Origin of the sequence: Xanthomonas sacchari (assembly GCF_040529065.1) — a bacterium.
In the GTDB taxonomy this organism is placed as follows: Bacteria; Pseudomonadota; Gammaproteobacteria; order Xanthomonadales; family Xanthomonadaceae; genus Xanthomonas_A; species Xanthomonas_A sacchari.
Window position 1 is genome coordinate 89,335 of the sequence record NZ_CP132343.1, and the last position, 16,345, is coordinate 105,679.

Annotated in this window: 23 protein-coding genes; 2 read left to right on the plus strand and 21 right to left on the minus strand. The window is 57.5% G+C overall.

Going from position 1 to position 16,345, the window contains the following annotated elements; translation table 11 throughout:
- Positions 1 to 37 precede the first annotated feature (37 nt).
- Positions 38 to 229: a hypothetical protein gene (locus tag RAB71_RS00400; RefSeq protein ID WP_010340815.1), complete on the minus strand. Its 192-nt coding sequence runs from the start codon at positions 227 to 229 to the stop codon at positions 38 to 40.
- Between the two features lie 510 nt (positions 230 to 739).
- Here RAB71_RS00400 and RAB71_RS00405 point away from each other — a divergent pair.
- Complete coding sequence (locus tag RAB71_RS00405; protein ID WP_010340816.1) at positions 740 to 1,417, plus strand: hypothetical protein; 678 nt, start codon at positions 740 to 742, stop codon at positions 1,415 to 1,417.
- A 336-nt stretch (positions 1,418 to 1,753) separates the two neighbouring features.
- Here the strand turns inward: RAB71_RS00405 and RAB71_RS00410 are convergent, their stop codons facing one another.
- The 6 genes from RAB71_RS00410 to RAB71_RS00435 form a co-directional block, all read right to left on the minus strand.
- Positions 1,754 to 2,212 carry a T6SS immunity protein Tdi1 domain-containing protein gene (locus RAB71_RS00410; protein ID WP_234006483.1) on the minus strand — a complete coding sequence of 153 codons (459 nt, stop codon included), beginning with the start codon at positions 2,210 to 2,212 and terminating at the stop codon, positions 1,754 to 1,756.
- A gap of 71 nt (positions 2,213 to 2,283) precedes the next feature.
- On the minus strand, positions 2,284 to 2,547 hold the full coding sequence (locus RAB71_RS00415) for a hypothetical protein (protein ID WP_010340818.1): 264 nt from the start codon (positions 2,545 to 2,547) through the stop codon (positions 2,284 to 2,286).
- Positions 2,548 to 2,554: 7 nt separating this feature from the next.
- Positions 2,555 to 2,941, minus strand: a complete 387-nt coding sequence (locus RAB71_RS00420; RefSeq protein WP_010340819.1) for a hypothetical protein — start codon at positions 2,939 to 2,941, stop codon at positions 2,555 to 2,557.
- 91 nt (positions 2,942 to 3,032) lie between these two features.
- The gene (locus RAB71_RS00425) at positions 3,033 to 3,389 is read right to left on the minus strand and encodes a hypothetical protein (RefSeq protein ID WP_010340820.1); all 357 of its coding nucleotides are present in this window, start codon (positions 3,387 to 3,389) and stop codon (positions 3,033 to 3,035) included.
- A 17-nt stretch (positions 3,390 to 3,406) separates the two neighbouring features.
- Complete coding sequence (locus RAB71_RS00430) at positions 3,407 to 3,814, minus strand: Imm41 family immunity protein (protein WP_010340821.1); 408 nt, start codon at positions 3,812 to 3,814, stop codon at positions 3,407 to 3,409.
- A gap of 36 nt (positions 3,815 to 3,850) precedes the next feature.
- Positions 3,851 to 4,117: a hypothetical protein gene (locus RAB71_RS00435; protein ID WP_029561806.1), complete on the minus strand. Its 267-nt coding sequence runs from the start codon at positions 4,115 to 4,117 to the stop codon at positions 3,851 to 3,853.
- A gap of 327 nt (positions 4,118 to 4,444) precedes the next feature.
- On the opposite strand from RAB71_RS00435, the gene RAB71_RS00440 reads away from it, so the two are divergent.
- Entirely contained in the window at positions 4,445 to 4,693 is a 249-nt protein-coding gene (locus tag RAB71_RS00440) for a hypothetical protein (RefSeq protein WP_138985717.1), read from the plus strand.
- Here RAB71_RS00440 and RAB71_RS00445 read toward each other — a convergent pair.
- From RAB71_RS00445 to RAB71_RS00510, 14 genes are all read right to left on the minus strand, one after another.
- Positions 4,690 to 5,085 (minus strand): hypothetical protein, encoded by a 396-nt coding sequence (locus RAB71_RS00445; RefSeq protein ID WP_010340824.1) that lies wholly within the window; start codon positions 5,083 to 5,085, stop codon positions 4,690 to 4,692. The two genes, RAB71_RS00440 and RAB71_RS00445, sit on opposite strands and share 4 nt — an antisense overlap.
- A gap of 127 nt (positions 5,086 to 5,212) precedes the next feature.
- Positions 5,213 to 5,650 (minus strand): OmpA family protein, encoded by a 438-nt coding sequence (locus RAB71_RS00450; RefSeq protein ID WP_010340825.1) that lies wholly within the window; start codon positions 5,648 to 5,650, stop codon positions 5,213 to 5,215.
- A gap of 108 nt (positions 5,651 to 5,758) precedes the next feature.
- Positions 5,759 to 6,100 carry a hypothetical protein gene (locus RAB71_RS00455; RefSeq protein ID WP_138985718.1) on the minus strand — a complete coding sequence of 114 codons (342 nt, stop codon included), beginning with the start codon at positions 6,098 to 6,100 and terminating at the stop codon, positions 5,759 to 5,761.
- A 17-nt stretch (positions 6,101 to 6,117) separates the two neighbouring features.
- Positions 6,118 to 6,414, minus strand: coding sequence for a hypothetical protein (locus RAB71_RS00460; protein WP_138985719.1), 297 nt, complete (start codon positions 6,412 to 6,414; stop codon positions 6,118 to 6,120).
- 175 nt (positions 6,415 to 6,589) lie between these two features.
- Positions 6,590 to 7,285 (minus strand): DUF1963 domain-containing protein, encoded by a 696-nt coding sequence (locus tag RAB71_RS00465; RefSeq protein ID WP_234006485.1) that lies wholly within the window; start codon positions 7,283 to 7,285, stop codon positions 6,590 to 6,592.
- Between the two features lie 169 nt (positions 7,286 to 7,454).
- The gene (locus RAB71_RS00470) at positions 7,455 to 7,871 is read right to left on the minus strand and encodes a DUF4279 domain-containing protein (protein ID WP_010340831.1); all 417 of its coding nucleotides are present in this window, start codon (positions 7,869 to 7,871) and stop codon (positions 7,455 to 7,457) included.
- Between the two features lie 58 nt (positions 7,872 to 7,929).
- Positions 7,930 to 8,283 (minus strand): DUF2185 domain-containing protein, encoded by a 354-nt coding sequence (locus RAB71_RS00475; RefSeq protein ID WP_010340832.1) that lies wholly within the window; start codon positions 8,281 to 8,283, stop codon positions 7,930 to 7,932.
- A 229-nt stretch (positions 8,284 to 8,512) separates the two neighbouring features.
- Positions 8,513 to 8,866, minus strand: a complete 354-nt coding sequence (locus RAB71_RS00480; RefSeq protein ID WP_040900898.1) for a hypothetical protein — start codon at positions 8,864 to 8,866, stop codon at positions 8,513 to 8,515.
- Positions 8,867 to 9,654: 788 nt separating this feature from the next.
- Positions 9,655 to 10,431 (minus strand): hypothetical protein, encoded by a 777-nt coding sequence (locus RAB71_RS00485; RefSeq protein ID WP_138985720.1) that lies wholly within the window; start codon positions 10,429 to 10,431, stop codon positions 9,655 to 9,657.
- A 71-nt stretch (positions 10,432 to 10,502) separates the two neighbouring features.
- The gene (locus RAB71_RS00490) at positions 10,503 to 10,871 is read right to left on the minus strand and encodes a hypothetical protein (RefSeq protein ID WP_010340835.1); all 369 of its coding nucleotides are present in this window, start codon (positions 10,869 to 10,871) and stop codon (positions 10,503 to 10,505) included.
- A 57-nt stretch (positions 10,872 to 10,928) separates the two neighbouring features.
- Positions 10,929 to 11,237: a hypothetical protein gene (locus RAB71_RS00495; protein ID WP_010340836.1), complete on the minus strand. Its 309-nt coding sequence runs from the start codon at positions 11,235 to 11,237 to the stop codon at positions 10,929 to 10,931.
- Between the two features lie 83 nt (positions 11,238 to 11,320).
- Positions 11,321 to 13,483, minus strand: coding sequence for an AAA family ATPase (locus tag RAB71_RS00500; protein ID WP_104609604.1), 2,163 nt, complete (start codon positions 13,481 to 13,483; stop codon positions 11,321 to 11,323).
- 212 nt (positions 13,484 to 13,695) lie between these two features.
- Complete coding sequence (locus RAB71_RS00505; RefSeq protein WP_040900719.1) at positions 13,696 to 15,009, minus strand: hypothetical protein; 1,314 nt, start codon at positions 15,007 to 15,009, stop codon at positions 13,696 to 13,698.
- A 924-nt stretch (positions 15,010 to 15,933) separates the two neighbouring features.
- Entirely contained in the window at positions 15,934 to 16,125 is a 192-nt protein-coding gene (locus RAB71_RS00510) for a hypothetical protein (RefSeq protein WP_234006632.1), read from the minus strand.
- Between the last annotated feature and the right edge of the window lie 220 nt (positions 16,126 to 16,345).

Consider the following 16,345-nt stretch of genomic DNA (forward strand, 5'->3'; position numbering starts at 1 on the left):
TGCGATGCTCGCCCAGCGGCCGGTGGCCGTCAACGACTCACTGGCTGCCGCTGAGCAGCCGATGCACCAGTTCGAATCCAAGCACCGACATCGACGGATAGCGGGCGTACTCGTCCACCGACAGCATCCGCACGAAGGTATCGCCTTCGTGCAGTTCCCCGGCGATGTGGAAGGTGAGCAGTTCCCCTGCATCCTCGGGCAGTGGCGCGTGGCCAATGATCTGGGCCAATGATCTGCCAGTCGCCGCGCTTGAGCTTCTGGGTGCCGGTGAACAGCAAGCGGATGTCCTGGTTGCCGTCGCGCACGGGCAGCGGCTGTCCAGGCGACGGCCAAGCGCCGGCGTGGAGGCATGCCGTTCCAGCACACAAAAGCCGACCACCTGGCGATAGTCGCCCTGCGGCGCCCACAGCACCTGGCATAGCGCATACGTTCCCGTGTCCAACGGAATCGCAAAGACATCGCCTGCCCGGTACTTCACTGCCATTCCACTTCCCTCTTGCGTCTGAAAGCTGGATCGCCGCAACGGGGATCCCTGCAACGTGCCTGATGGCATCTACCTTACAGGCCGAGACGTTTTTCCGCGTCGGCGAAGCCACACCACGCATGACTTGCGGCTGGACCACTGCACACCGTGGCAGCAGTGCCTGGCAGGTGCCACGACGCCCTCGCCTGCCGGTTCGCTCGCCACCGGTTCACCCCCGTTGGCCCACACTGTCGCCCCACCTTTGGAGCGACTCTGATGCACAAGACCTGGCTGCTCGCCTTGTTGGCGGTTCCCGCACTGGCCTACGCGGCGCCGGACGAGGACGCGGCGATGTGCCGCAACGGCGGCTTCCCCATGAGCACGGCCGGGTTCTCGCTCGCCAAGGTCGCGGTGCCGCGCCTGTACCTGCTCAACGACGACGACGGCTGCCCGGCCAAGGGCGAGACCGCGTGCCGGCAGCGCGCCTATGTGGTCAAGGACGACACGGTGATCCTGGCGCAGCGCCAGGGCGGCTTCGTCTGCGCGTTCTACCCCAACAAGGTCGGCGGCAGCGCCGGCTGGGTGGCGGCGTCCAGCGTGCAGCCGCTGCCGACGACGGCCGCACCGAAGCCGCAGGCCTGGGTCGGTCAGTGGCACGACGGCGACAACGGCCTGCAACTGATCGCGAACGGCGACGGCACCATCACCGCCAACGGCGATGCCTACTGGCCCAGCGCCAACCCGAGCCCCGAAGACCGGCCGGGCGGCCCGAACATCGGCGCCGTCACCGCGCGGGGGTTTCCGGAAGGCAATCGACTGGAACTGAGCGAGGACGACTGCAAGGTCCGCCTGCAACTGGTCGGCGACCTGCTGGTGGTCTCGGACAACCTGCAGTGCGGCGGCGCCAATGTGAGCTTCAATGGCGTGTACCGGCGCAAGGCCGCAAAGCACTGAGGCGAGCGTTTGCGGCTCTCGGGTTGCATGTCATCCGGGCGGCGAGGTCGTGCCGCCTGGGTTCTCGAAAGCGTGCCTTCAGATGCCCGGCCATAGCCCGATCAAGCGACTCCGCCAGGCGTCGCTGCCCAGGAACGCGGAGAACACGTGGACACCGGCGCCGATCGCAAGCAGCACGCACGCGCCCGACCGTACCGGCGACGCAGGATCAACGCCCACGCAGAGCGCGGCAACACCAAGTAGCGCGCCGACGAGCAAGCACAACACACGTGTCGATCGACGACTTGCGCGCACCATCCCCATCAGCCATGCCTTGCGAAATCGCTCGGTTTCACGTCACAAGCCCACGCTTTGCGCGACGAGATCCGCGAACACCCATGCATCGCCCTTGTCGTACGTCTCGGGCGCTTCCGTGCCGCCCAGCATCGGATACGGCTGCGGGATATAGATCTGCCCGGGCTTCAACGGGCCAAGACGCGCCGCGATCGCCCGCACGTGGTCACCGCGCAACACGTACGCCTCGAAGCCCGGTTCGCGCAGGATGGCCGCCTCGAACGCCGCGGTGGACGCGTGCGCGCCATAGGACTTGCCGGCGGCCTTGAACGGGTGCAACACCGCGTAATCCTGGCTGGCCGGGTCATGCAGAAAGAAGTGGCCGAGGCTCGAGTAGCCGACAACGACGGTGTACGCCGGGAACGCGTCCGCCCACGGACCAAGGACTTCGTGCGATTCCGGCGCGATCAAGTGGTACAGCGGGACGTTCGTCGTGTCAGCGCGCTCTGTACTCTGGCTCATTGGAGGCCTTGCTGCAATTGGCAGGCCAGGATACCAAGCCGCGTGCATCCGCTTGCTGTGAGCGTGTTCACCTAGGTCTTGGCGATAGCGCCATAGCACTTGGCCGATCCATCCAGGAAGAACTGTACGTCGTGCGCTTCGCACCAAGCTTCCAGCTCGGCCTTGAACACCGGCCACAAGTCGCGCGCCCATTCGGGTGCACTTTGCGTCCAGGCATGCTCGGTAGGCACGTAGACCGTCGGCATGCCCATCGGGAAGTCCAGCACGAACACGCCACCCGGCCCGATGCAGACGAGTTCTTCCTTCCAGCGGGGATGGAATTGGAATGTGGTCATCTGGCGCTCAAGCTGTCTTCTTTGAAGAATGTGCCTCTCCGCTTCGGGCGGCAAACCATGCATCGCTGGAAGGTATGTACAGCAATGTCAGAGCAGCGAGCTTTGCCGCCACCATCAACCAACCCATGCCGAGATGATTGGCGGAGCTTGCCGTAGAAACCAGACCAAGTAAGCCAACCGCTGTGTATGCAGTGCGCGCCAGCTGGCTGCCACGCATCATCTTCACGATCAGAAAAATCAACAACGAATAGAGGACCGCCAAAGCGCTGTAAGGCAGCCAGAGCGGCACATCCAGCGTGCCGGACAGACCGATCATCTGCGCTAGCCCGATCATGTGCGTCGCGACAAGCAGGGCGACCGAGGCAGAAACGGCTTTGGGGCGGTCAGGTCGCATAGGTTGCCTCAATGGATCGCTTGCCAAGGGTAAAAAACAGCAGCGGAGACCACGAACTCATTCGGACGGTCCTCACCGGCTGGATTCCAGTTCAAGCGACATCAAGCGCCAATGCTGGCTTCTGTGAGCACTCAGGCACATTCAGGAATGCAACTGATGTCGCTGCGATTTCGATCAAGCCGCGAACCAGGTAGAGATGACTGACGCCGGGCTGCTCGCCCGTGACGAACTGGCTGACGTTGCCGGGTCCAGCATGCTGCTGCAGCGCGTCCAGGTCCGCGATCTGATTGAAGCGCGCCACGCCGCCAAAGCAAAGGATGCCCAATACCCGCTCGCGCGATTGACTCGATGGATAGTAGGCGAGTCGTATCTCGGCAGCGCGCTCGACCGGGTCGAGGGAAACGCCCAATAGCACCGCGTCGTGAAATTCCAATTGGGACAGATCCATAGGTGCGTCTGATGTGTTTAATGATGAGTCGACGTCAACAACGGGTTAGACGGGTCAAGCCTGTCATGTGCCGGCATGCTGCCAGCATAGAAGCCTTCAAACACCAACTGGAGTCGGTCGCACAGATCGTGGACATCTTCGTCGGAGGCGCCCTTGATCGCAAAGACGTCGTTGGGATTGAAGTGGCAACCAAGGAGCATCAGCACGAAGCTGAAGATCCGGAACAGAGGCCATGCCGTCTCGCGCTCAAGTTCGCCCTCGGTCGCCAGGTCATACAATGCCTTCTCCAGAAGCCAGTACTCGTCCCAGTCCCAGCGCATCTCTTCATGGAGACGACCGACGAACGAGCAGTCGTCGTATGCACCGCATCGGGCGAAGTTGCGGGCAACAACGTTGGTGGCGTTCAAAGCGATGTCCGCTTGCATTGCGTCGCTCCACCGAGGGCAGTAGACCCGATTGAGTCAGCGGGTTTTTTTGTCATGCCTGCCTCGCGTGCCAAGCACTAGGGTAATGAGAGAGCCGGTGGTGCAGAAACCTACGCCCAAGAGGAGTGGATCAAGCAGCCTTACGACTAGATAGGCGCCGCCGATGAAGTATTGAAGCAGGGAGATGAAGACGCATAGCACCACCAGAACCATCAAAAGGATGCCGACAGCGCCAAACATCACGCCAAGTGTCTTCATCCTCCCAGGCAGGCCACCGGCCATCCGGAGAGCGGAATAGTTCATCGAAGCACACGTGGCAAAGACAAGGGCCACAATTCCTAACCGAATCGCTGTACCGTCCATCTGTGGCCCGATTGTTCCTGTTACCGCAGAAGCGCGGCGTGGCGCGATCCTCGCCGAGCCAGTGATTGCGGTCAATGGCTACCAATCACTGGAGCGGCAAGGGATGTCTACGGCGGAGTGTCGGTGCGTGTCGTTGGGTTGACTGAGGTAGACGTCCCGCACATTTATCTACCCCGTAATCGGTCAGGCCACCGCGTTAGACTCCTCCAGATGGGGGATTGCGGCACGATCCGCGCCGGCCTCGTCCTGGCAACGCATTTCCTGCAGGTGACCATCGTGACCAATGGCGACGACCAACTGGCCCCGGTAGGCACCCAGGGCGGGCACGAAATCCTTGACGACAGGTGGTTCGTTGAGCACTCCGCCGTGTTCATCAAGGCCGGACAGGATCTACTGCTTGATGTCGTCCTCGACGCCCGGCAGATCCTCAAGCACGCGCTTGAGCGCCGAACCCGATCTTTCGTCCGTGACGAGTTCGGCGCTACCCGCCGGATACATTGCGGGACTGGCAGCTAGCGCCACGCCGAGTAAGTCGTCACATGGGTGCGTTCGAGCCTTCCCTCCGCGTCCGTGTCCATCTCGATCACGTAGCCCGACTTTCGGAGAAGCGACTCTTCGGTGGCGATGACGCATCGCCGCCGCCGGGGCGCCGTTTCCTGGCAGGCATCGAAGAAGTAGTCGCTCGAACCTACGACAGTCGATCCTGCAAGATGGCGGTCAAGGCCACGTTGCAGCTGCTCCGCGTCATAGGTCCGATAGGGACGGTCAGACGGCAAGCCGGACGCGGCATACACCAGCTGCCATGGCGTCTCGCAGGCACACGGCATCGGCGAATAGCCGACGAGCATGAAGCCGGCGACACACGCCACGATGGTCGCGGCTCCCAGGGCCTGGATACGTCGATGCATTCTGTAGCGTTCCTAGATCAGTTCGCGATGGAGTAGGCGTCGCCTCGCCCTACCGAACAGAGCGCAAGACAAGGGAACCAACGCGCGTCAAAGGTTCAGTTGACCCCTTCAGAGATGTCTCATTGCATCAGCACGTCTTGCCGAGCGTCACCAACAGGTGCACTGACCTGTCAGGGGGCGCATCATCCTGCGGTCGCGCAATCGGACTGCTGGTGCCGGCAGCGATGATGGTCTTGATCTGACAGGCGGGAATGCCCTGCTCCAGCAGATAGTCATAGACCAGTTCGGCGCGACGTGCCGACAACATCATGCACGATGCAGGGCTGCACTCAGTTGCGTTCGCCCTCCCCATCAAGTCATAAGCGACGTTCGGATACTTCTTCATGATTGAGACATTCACCTGTAGATTCTCGAGTTGAATTCCACTCGCGTTATCCATCGAGTCCTCAAGGTTCTCCCCTACAAGCGGATGTCCCTGTTTGAAGTAGACCGGCCGCCAGTCAAGCGACATCGACTGTGCCGGACCTGCCAGCAGTACGGCGGCGAAGAGCGTCAACCTCTTCATTGCTGCAACGCGGATTATTTGCATGTGTCATCCCCCTGATTGAACCGATGCGCGAAGCGATCGGCTTCGCGACTCGGGACCGATGTAAGGCGAGCTAGTCGCCGCGCTTCACCCGGAGCGTACGTCGGCCATCGCGGTGCGTTCTCCACGTTTCCTGCGTCTCCATCGATAGACCAGATGGACCGAACTGTTGAGGAGCACCCAGCACAACACCGGAAACCAGGCACTGTCGGCGACACGCAAGGCCGCCTGCATTCCCTGCGATGTGACCGCGTCCGGTCCCAATCCATCCCGCAGGAACCAGTCGACGCAAATTAGACAGAGGAGGGTCATGGTCGACGTAAACAGGAACAGCCACAACGCCAGGCGGGATGGGAAGACGACCGCCACCACGAAGGCAGCGCCGGCGCACGCAACCAGCGCCAGGAATCCGATCACAAATGCCTGCATGACATGCATCGCGCCGCTCACCACTTCCCAAAGTAGGACGAGATGTCGAAGTAGACCTCGCGCTCCTCGCCGGAGGGCAGCACGATCGTGATGAGGTCCATGGCCGACGGCTCGAACAACAGCGACTGCGATTTGATGCGCGCGCCGGGGTAGTGCTGATCGAGCCATGTGCGTTGCGCGGCGATGCCCGCGCCTTCGCTATGCGCCGAAGACAGATCGACGGGACGGTCCGGCGATGCGCCATCCCCATGTGCGACGGCCGGCCGCGGCGACGGCGCGGAGTGACATGCCACAAGGCCCGCCAGCAGGATCAACGACAGCAGTCCACACTTCATATCACACCCCCTAATGTGGTCGACCAGACAGCTGGATCAGAGTAGACCTGTCGGCGCACTGCGCACAATAGCGCGCGGTCTGGCTAGGACTTCGCTTGATGCATCACTCGATCAACTGCGCACCTGGTCCCGCAACCTTCTCCGCCGGACGCCGCTAATAGCACTGCCACGCAAGCGCCCACTCGTCTTCTTTTCCGGGCGCTGTTCCGCGGCCGAAGTAGCCGACACCGCTGTCGCCCCACATCCAGCGGCCCTTGTCCGTGGAGTCGATCTGGAAGACGAATTCCGGCGACGCGGGATGGCGCTTGAACGGCGCCCAGAAGATCTCGGCCTGGATCAGCGTCGGCCATCCTCCAAGCTTGAAGCCATCCAGGTTCCGGAAGAGATCGTGGTAGTGCGCTTCGATATCTGCGGGCAGATCCATCGGCGCATCCTCCCAGCACGGGTAGTCGTCATGAAAGACATGCGGCCGCATCGGAAATGCGCTGATCGGCGAATCGGTGTGCCGTGGCGTCAGCGGGATCAGTCCATCGAGCCGCTTGTACGCCCGCAGACACCACCCTTGTCCGTTGGGCGTATCGACCGGGAGCGTATCGGGACCGATGAACACCGCAATGAATGCGATATCCGCGAGGCGGGCCGGACGCAGAGGCAATTCGCTGACGTTGATCTGACACAGCGCATGCATCGGCCGTCCCGCCGTCTCCGGCCATGCCTCGCCAGGCGCACAGACGTTCACACGACCGAACCAACTCGCCAGGGGATCGTCGGGCGGCCGGAATCCCCCAATCTCCAGGATGACACCCGAGCGGGCGAGTTGGGCTTTGAGGTCGTCAGCTGTCGTTGTCACGTGTGCGTCTTCCGCGCTTCATCCAGGCGGGGCCGTGTTTAATGGCTTTGCGTTCAATAGAACAGGGATCAGTGTGCATTTCCAAGACAAGTGCGCCGATCCTGTTTCCTTGGTACGTCAGGGTTGAGCGCATTGTCAGGCCACACCGTAGGCATGCTTCCCATGCACTTCAATCATCGGACGCGTCATAGATATCCAGGCTGAGCGAGATGCCACAGCACGAAAGTGCTCCGAGCACCTCTGGGCAGAACTCCATTCCATCGTTGGAGGAGCCCATGAACACGCCGCAGAAAAAGTCCATTGTGAAGCGTGACCGAAGCGAGGCCCAAACGGCCGGATCTTCTGTCAGCTTGCTCAGTATCTTGGAGATTTGGGCCGGAATGTCTTCGGGGTAGCTGTCTTCAGCCGCCAAGCTCCATCGTCCGATCTTCTCTACGTAGCGGTTGCCGGTCTTGGCCCCTACACGGATATCACCCTTGGCAAATGCCCTGGTTGGCTCACAGCCCAGCAGGTCCGTGATCTCTGATGGCACGAGGTCATCTCCAAAGATTCGGAAGGAGACGATCGAGTGGTCTGCAATTCTCATGGCGCGCCAACATACGAGTTAAGCCGCGCCGCGATCTGGAGGCGGTTTGAATCAACTGTCAGGGCTCATCCTCCGGCGTCCAGTTTGTCACCGCGATGAACTGCTCCGATTCCGGGGGCTTTTCAAATGCGCTGCCTTCCGGGGCGTCCAGAAACGGAATAATGCTCGGATCGTAGTTGGCGATCGTGTTGACGTCATACACGGCATGGTTGGCTGGGTTGTCCATGTACGCATCGTCTTCGGAGCCTGACATGAAGCGCCAACCGCTATCGATGTCGTTGTCCGGCGCCTCGCGGTACATGAAGCGCACGGAATCACCGTCGACGGTGATCCTGTCGGTGGCAATACAGCCGCCGTAGCCTTCGGCCACTGGCTTGATCTGATCTTGCGAGAGTCGGAACTGCTTGGTCATGCGTCCTGACACCTGGATTGGGCGACACCGCGAAGCTGGGCCGGTTGAATGAATAGTTAGACGGTGGTGCCAGGAGGTGGTGAAGCATCGACTGCGCTTCCCCAGCACTACCGCACGGGCGCGAGCATGCCATAGATCTCTGTCTTGGATCTTGCTGGCGTCGCTGGCCGCTGGGTGTCACCAAGACCGGCCGTCAGGCCCCAAGCCTCCGGGCTTGGTGTGCCCACTGCTACACGCCGCCGCCCAGAAACGGCAGCACGATGAAACAGGTAATCAGGAGACTACCGACGGCGACGACCGACAGGTAAGGTGCCGAGCGAGCTGAGCGATCCGTGGCCACGGAGTACCACGCTGCCGGAACAGAGATCAGAAGCGCCAGGAACGAGCCAACGCCAAGCACGGCGAACGCAACAGGCACCACAGGGACATCGCACAGGAGGAGGGCCGCCACCGTAGAAATGACCAGACTTGCTTCAAGAACCAGCAGAGCGAGTACGGAAATCTTCGCCGGCTGCATAGACATGTTCTCGGGGTCTGCCAACTGAATTGAACCGCACCGCGCGGCGGCTTCGGGTTGCATCATCGTTAGGCGTTGGTGCCAAGGAAGGGGTGAAGCATGGACCGCGCTCCCCAGTACTGCCGCCAGGAGTCGAGCATGCCACAGATCGCGATCATGAGGACTTGTCCAAAGTGGACGCCGCACCGCGCGTCCATCACTAGATTGATGCCTGAAGTAAGCGGACCCACGGATACGCATTCGTCTCGCGTGTATTTGTTCTACCCAGCATGTCTAGATAGACATGGCCACTGCAAGAAATCCTGAACTCATCCATACGAGAAGGCAAAGCCCGACACAAGGCAGCGCGAACGCGCGCCAGCAGGCGCCGATAGCGGCGACGGCCGCAACAAGCAGAGTGGAGCCCCAGAACATGGGGTACGCCCCGGCTCCCCAGACAAGCCAATACGGTGGACCAATCAGCGAGGCGCCAAGGAGCGAACCAGAAGGTAGCCAGCCCGGCTGACGCAGTACGACCAGACAAAGCGTGAGGTAGCAAAGCACCAAGGCAAGCAACGACGTGGTTGCAACGACTGCCCACCGCCGACGAACCAGTGCTTTCGGAGCATGTGGGGCCATCAAGAACCCTGCTGTTGAGCCTACGGCCTGGGTTGAGCCGCGCGCGGAGCATGCCGGCTTCGACGAATCCATACCAGGAGGCGGTGACGTATGAACTGTGCTGCCGGGCGCTGCCACCGAGAGTCGAGCTTCCCACAGATCGCGGTGTTGGCGCTAGAGCCGACTGAAATCGGAGCAAACTTACAGACGTGTCGCACACAACAAAGTGCACTCTCCCCTTGTCTTCGTGGTCTTTCCTATTTGCGCTCGACCAACCTGATCTGGTCGCCCTGCACAGTCCAGATCGTTCCCGCGGGCGCTGTGGCGACATAGATGGGCTTTCTGGCCCACAGACTCCAGAACACGTGTGCCTCCGTGGGCACTGGATCGAGCAAGTGGGTGATCATCAGCGCCTCCACCTTGGGGCCCGTCTCTAGAACGATGCATGTGCGCGTGAATGCCCGCTGGGATACGACGCGCGCGTCCTTCACCGAGAAGCGGTAGGTGCCGCCGATCGGCACCACGTTGTTTTTTGTCGTTGCTGGCAGAAGGTAAACGACCCAGTCTTCCTCGGGACTCTTGCCTGGCAATACAACGGAGTTGTACTTCTTCGCGCATCGCTCGAATTGCGCCGTCGTTGCCGCGGCGCGGGCTTGCGCCGCGCCCGCTTCGTAAGCGGTGAGTGCAACAGGCGCTTCCAGCGCCTTGACAGACCCGGCCTTCCCGTTGGTGACGGCGACCCGATAGATCGCCGCCGGCGTGCTGTCCAGAAACGTCACGACAATGTCGGCGCCCTGCTGTTCCGTGACCCAGCCTCTAACCCGCTTGTCTCGCCTGAACTCAGGCACTGCCAGCACCGCGTCGGTCGCCACGGACGCGGCTTGATCATGCAGGTAGATCGCGCTTCCGACGGTTTGTGCGGACGCAATTTTGGCTGCCTCGTCGGCTGGCGAAAGCGCAGCTGGAAGTGGTTCGTCTGCATGCACCGACGTGCATGCCAAAGCGAGAATCGCGGTCAGTATCAGTCGAATCACTTGAAGTCCCGATTATGAGCCCAGAGCCTGCATGATGCCGCGCCGCAAGGTGGCGGCAGCTCGGATGGATCCTAGGCCGTATTCGCGATCTTGGGTAGATAAAAGTACGCCGTCAGCAGCGCAGTCGCAAAGAACATTGCCAAGCACAAATTGAGTGCCGCGATGACGGCCGAGGCAAAGAGCTTGTTCTCGAGCGAGTGGCGCGACCGCCACAGATAGAGACCAATTGCCGCAGTAACGGCTGCACTGAGCCAAAGCGCAGCTGGGGAATAGGGCAACCAAGCAGAAAACGAACGAGCAACCCCCGGCACACGCGGCCCATAAGACTCGAGCTGGCTCGCGGGGAAAGCAGCGAGAATCTGCGACAGCTGTGCCGCCGTGACAAGCGATCCGAAGAGGCCGCAGAGGTAGATCCAGACGCCGACGACAATCTTTAGCATGGGGTCCAACACGAGCGTTAAGCAGCGGAGCCGAGCGAGATGGACTCGAGTGAATTGTCAGAACCCTGCCCGCGACAGCGCGTAAGTCAATTCCAACTGGTTGCAGCCATGGTCGTGCAAGATGCCATCCGCATCCAACACGCCAACCTCAAATCCGTCCTCGACGTCTTCGTAGTAGAGCAGGCCGGACGGCAGCTCCGCAACAACAAGCGCCTGCTCCAAGCCGAAGCTGCGCTGGAAAGGCACTGAGTAGAACGGCACACGGTAGCGGGCGAACGCAGCCTGCTGCGCAGGCGAGCAGCCAGGAAGCTGGTCGGCCACCAGCGCCTCAAGCTCATCGACCGTAATGGGCTGCCAGGCTTCCATAGGACTCACTCGTTTGAACTAAGCCGCGTCGCGAGGCGAGATAGAAAAGTGCACTCTGACCCCTGTTTTCATTTTTTCCGTGATTAAACCATCATCGCGTCGTAGTGTTCGACAAACCCAGTTCTAACAAAAACATCTTTGAACTTGTCTAGGAACTTTGTTCCGTCCATCACCCCCATGTCCGTCAAATTGATTGCATCTGAGTGAGAGCCTCGATTTATGTATCGGTAGAAAGGTTTAAATGTCTCGTCCTCATTCTCAAGCTTTGTTAGTTCTTTGTGAAGCGCGTCAGATTTGTGAACAAAGGAATAATAATATTCAAGAATGTTCCTCATGATGTTAGGAAGAATGACTGGCAAGACCTTCCCGTCACGGGCATCTTTTAAGATAGACCAGTAAGACTGATAGTCATTTTTGATGTCGTCAAAACTCATCGCTGTTACCTTTGATGAGCTATCTTTGACAACCCTGAAAAATTCATAATTCTTATTGGGCTGTGGCTTGAAATGCCTGTAAAGCTCGTGAAAGAAGAACATGCTGTGAGTCAAGATGATGATCTGCCGGAACTCATTTGGTTCAATCAATCGCTGGCATATCAATGACGAAACCTCATAAAGATAGTTATGCGAAAGGCTCGATATGGGGTCATCAAGAACGAGAATCCGTCGGGTTTTATCCACCGATGTCGTCTGATCATGGGCCCCGTTACAAAGCGCCAAAAAGTACAGGAGTGCGATTAGCGTCTTCTCACCTTCACTCAGCGACTTGTAACGCGAAGCTTTGCCATTTCCACGCTTCAGTTCATAGTAGCCAGTCTTCGCCGTTGACTGAACAAGTTTAAAGTCATTAATGCCAATGCTCTTCAAGGAGCGATTGATGGCAGCAACCGAAAGGTCGATGTTGGTAATCTTTCCTTGATTCTCTTCTATACTAGTCTCTAGGTCTGCCACTGCCTTAGCAATGTTAGACAACTCCTTGTCCAGATCCCCTATCTTGCCATCACTAGCCTTAGTCTTTGCATCATAATCGTTTATGGCATCGTCATAGTTGGCTCGCATTGCCAACCAAAATTGTTCCTTGATCTGGCCCAGCGCCGCAGGCTTATTTATGATCAATTTATTGTATTGGTCTATTTTTATTTGAATCTCATCTATGCATCGATTCACCTCGACAACAAAATCTTCCGTCTTATTCAACTCCACGACCTCACCAGGGTTATTCCTTTTTTTTTCGATGAAAGTCTGATTGCTATCAAGGGTCTTGTCCAACGCAGCCTTGGCTTTGATGAAGTTTGCATCGCTCTGAACGTACTCATCAGAAAACTCAGCGCCCGACAGAATTTTCTTGTAATTGTCCACTAAGCCCGTGTAGGAGGTTTCGAATTCCTCCAGTTTTTGAATACTTTCTTGATACGTCTTGTCGAATAAATTTTTCAAGCTCTCTTCGAATTCAGATTTCAATTCCTGCTGACAGAAAGGACATACATTTTCACTGAAAGGCAGGAATGTTTGGCCCTGCCTAACCCAGTCAGAGTTTCCTAGCTTTTCAATCAATGCCGATAGATAACTATCGCTTGTTCCAACAATTCGCTGTGCCAACAAATGTTCGTTGAAAGCGATGAAGTTTGAAACTTTTGGAAGCGAAGCTTTCTTGAGCCCAGTCGCACCATTGATCTCGGCGGCCCTTGATGCCAAAACAACGAGGTCGACCGACTGATTGGCTTTAGGTGAGGCAATAAGCTTGTTCCACAACTTGTCCTTTGCCCCCTTCAGTCCTTCTAGACAGAAATCAAGGTCACCATCTTCATATGTCTCTTTGATTGACCAAACCGCATTTTTTACGGCCGTATGATCGCTGTTCTTTTGACTGACGTGATTTTGCCTCATCGTCGTCAAAGTGAGTTTTCGTGTGACATGCTCGTCGATTAACTTACGAGCTTTATCTATCGCTTCACTAGCCTCCTTGTTTTCTTCACCCAAGGTAAAAATTCCAGGGAATGCGTTGTCACCATAGAAAGTTTGATCGATGTAATCCGTGTTGTAGACAAGGATTTGATATGGTCCCGCGCCATCATCCAAAAGCGAGCACTTGCTGAATTCACCTTCCTGTTTTTTTAGTGCTCTTGCAATCGTTGACTTGCCAGAACCGTTGTGGCCATAGAACAAAACAACACGCTTACTGAGAGGGATCAGTAAGTCTGAGTCGGGAAACGTTGCAACATCACGCATTTTGATGGACTTAAGCATTTTGAAATTCCCTTTATGCACTCCAGAACTTGGGTCGGAGCAGAACTGGGGTCGGAGTGTACTTTTTTAAGAAAAGTGCACTCCGACCCATGTTTTCCCGACCCCACTTTCTTGGATAAAATTGGACTCTGACCCCACTTTCTCCACTTTCTCCACTTTCTCGATATGACACGTTACTCGCCACGATCAACAAATAAGTCAACCTGACTCCGTTATCCCTCCTCCTCGACCTTTGGCAACTGGCCGTAAAACTCTCCGGTGCGCTGCTCGTCTACGAGAAGCTCCAGGAATCGTCTCGACACATCAGCGCCGAGCCCTTTGTCGAGGGCAATTTGGCCGAGCACGCGCAGACGGTTGAGCTGCCCCCGACTCGTGATTCGACGACGCAAGACCGCATCCGCTCGAATGACATCCACAAACGCGTCGACTGCCGTCGAGTCAAATGACTCAAACATCTCTTTGACGATTGGTGCTGCCGCATTTGAGTAAAACGTTGTTCGTGACCATTGCGCGCTGCTACCCTGATAGCCGACATAGGTTTTTGTGATTGCAGCTACGTAGTCAGGAAGCAGATCAACGGGTATAAACGACGAATAGTTCTTAAGCTCTGCGGCGACGCGCCCTTCCTCACTCCAGTCGTCGAGCGCGGCCGCTAAAGACTTGATGATTGGCTCGACGAGTATTCTTCGGGTGGCGGTGGAGACATACATCAGGCCGCCCACTAGCTGCATGAAGTCCTGGCCGCGAGCAATTCGCGCCGAGTTACCGGATATAACGGTTTTTTCGAAGCGCTTACCTATAGTTGTCTTGTCTTCACGAGTGAGCGCTTTCCAGAGAATTGGCGCACTAAACTCGATGTTTCCACGAAGATCGCTCGATATGTTCTCGCCCTCGTAAGACGAATAGAGGCGATTAATTAGTTCGCTCTTATAGACCTGCGGAAGGTCGCTGAACGCTTGGTCAACAGCCAGCTCGTTTCTCGCGAAGTTTGCAGAGTCCATCTGAGCGATGTACTCGGAAATGTCGATGATGGACGGCGGGAATTCTTCAGACAGAACGTACTTATTGCAGTCCGATATGAGACTTAGCACTTTCAGCAGGCCCGGTTCGGTGCTCTGCGGGTGGCCGTCGAAGAGGTTTCGGGTCTCCCGTGCTTGCTGAAGCATCTTTCTTGCTTCCCAGCTCAGAACGCCAATCTTGTATGCGCCCTCGATCAGATCATGATCAGTCACGTGATCTTGAAAGTCCTCATAGCGCTCGATGTTCTTACGGAACTTCATTTCCTTATTGAAGAGATCTAGGCTTCTATGTATGACTTTTCGACGCAGGTCATCAACGACGGCATTCCAATATGAGCCAATCGCGCTTCGGTAGCCCTTTACCGGTAGTACGCGTTTGGCCTCCGCTAAGTAAGTGCAGTCGCGGACATCTTCGCGAACATGGCCGAGCTCCCTGCCGATGTGCGATACGACTTCAGCGTCGATTACGGCGATAGGGCTTCCCGTTACAAGCTCTCGTCGCGACATGCCGGTTCTCTCTATGATTAAGCTAACATATGAGTTAATCCGCGCCGCGAGGCGGCATCGGCTTGAACGAATAATTAGGCGTCTCCCTCGTAAGCTTCAGATGCTTCTTCGAGCGCCTGTTTCACCATGGCTACCAGCTCGCTCTGGCGCCCCTTGGCAGCCGCGAGATCGGGCTCCGCGCGCGAAGTTATTCGGCTCCGCTTGTTCATGGCTGTGTGCAGCAACGCCAAAATTGCGACAGCTGAAGAGATGAAGTGCTTACGTGGAGGATCGCCGGCATTACGGAATGTAAGTGACAACTCCCGACAGCGGTTCGAGATGGACTGATCTTCGAATGTGAGAGGGCGATGTACGTGACCGAAATCATTTCGGATCTTTCGGATTAAGTGCAGATCGTGGCGCGCATTTGCGCTGATAAGCCCTAGGAGATATGAGGCGTCGATTCGAGACGAAAACGTTCCCAAAGGTCTAGCCTGCCCAAAAACCTCGTCAGCCACACTCCTGTCGTCTACAACATATGACCGAAGTAGGTCGCCGAGCTCGGAGTCTAGAAATGATGCGGCCATTAGCGCGCACCCGCGATCGGTCTCGGGACTTAGCGATGAGCGAAATTCCATCACGTCGTTAAAGCGGTCGATCACAGTCTCTCCTTAGACGCTTGACTATTGGACCGCCTAGACGCGGAGTAACGCAATACTCTGTGAGTCGTTGAACACCATCAATCCGGCCGAACATCCGTGGTTCTTGACTCTGCCAGCGTTGTGCCAACTTCACCGCAGGACGTTCTGCTGCGTTTTTTGCGGGTGTAACGAGAACCTGGGGGCAGAGTAGGTTTTTTAGCTACCCCATTTATAGAAGCGCAGGCTGAACCTAGTTGCTATATCAACTGCTCTTGGCGCCTTTTATTTCAAAAATTTATAGAAACTAAGACTTGTGCCGACGATATTGATTTTTGGTGCTCGGGCTACGGTAACTACCGCCCTTATGAGAAGAACCGTGGCCCGACGTGTAGTGGCCGCCATGACTAGTGGTGTGATGTGCGCCAGCCGCGCGGATTCGCGCGTCGGCGGATGCGGCAACCAGGCACACGACGAAGCCGGCCAGCGCATTGATGATCGAAACTCTGGTGAACATCGATTCCCCCTGAGAAATGTCGAGTTATAGCTTTCATGACGCGTACTCATGTGTGCGCCGCACACCGCAAGCACGCGCAACCATTCAATAAGGCCCGATGGGAGTCCCCCTCCCAGACAGGCGATTCTGTTGTAGCACGGCGCAATGCGGCGCGTGGAGACAAATGTAAATTCTGTCCCGAAGTCGCTTCCTTGCGACGACG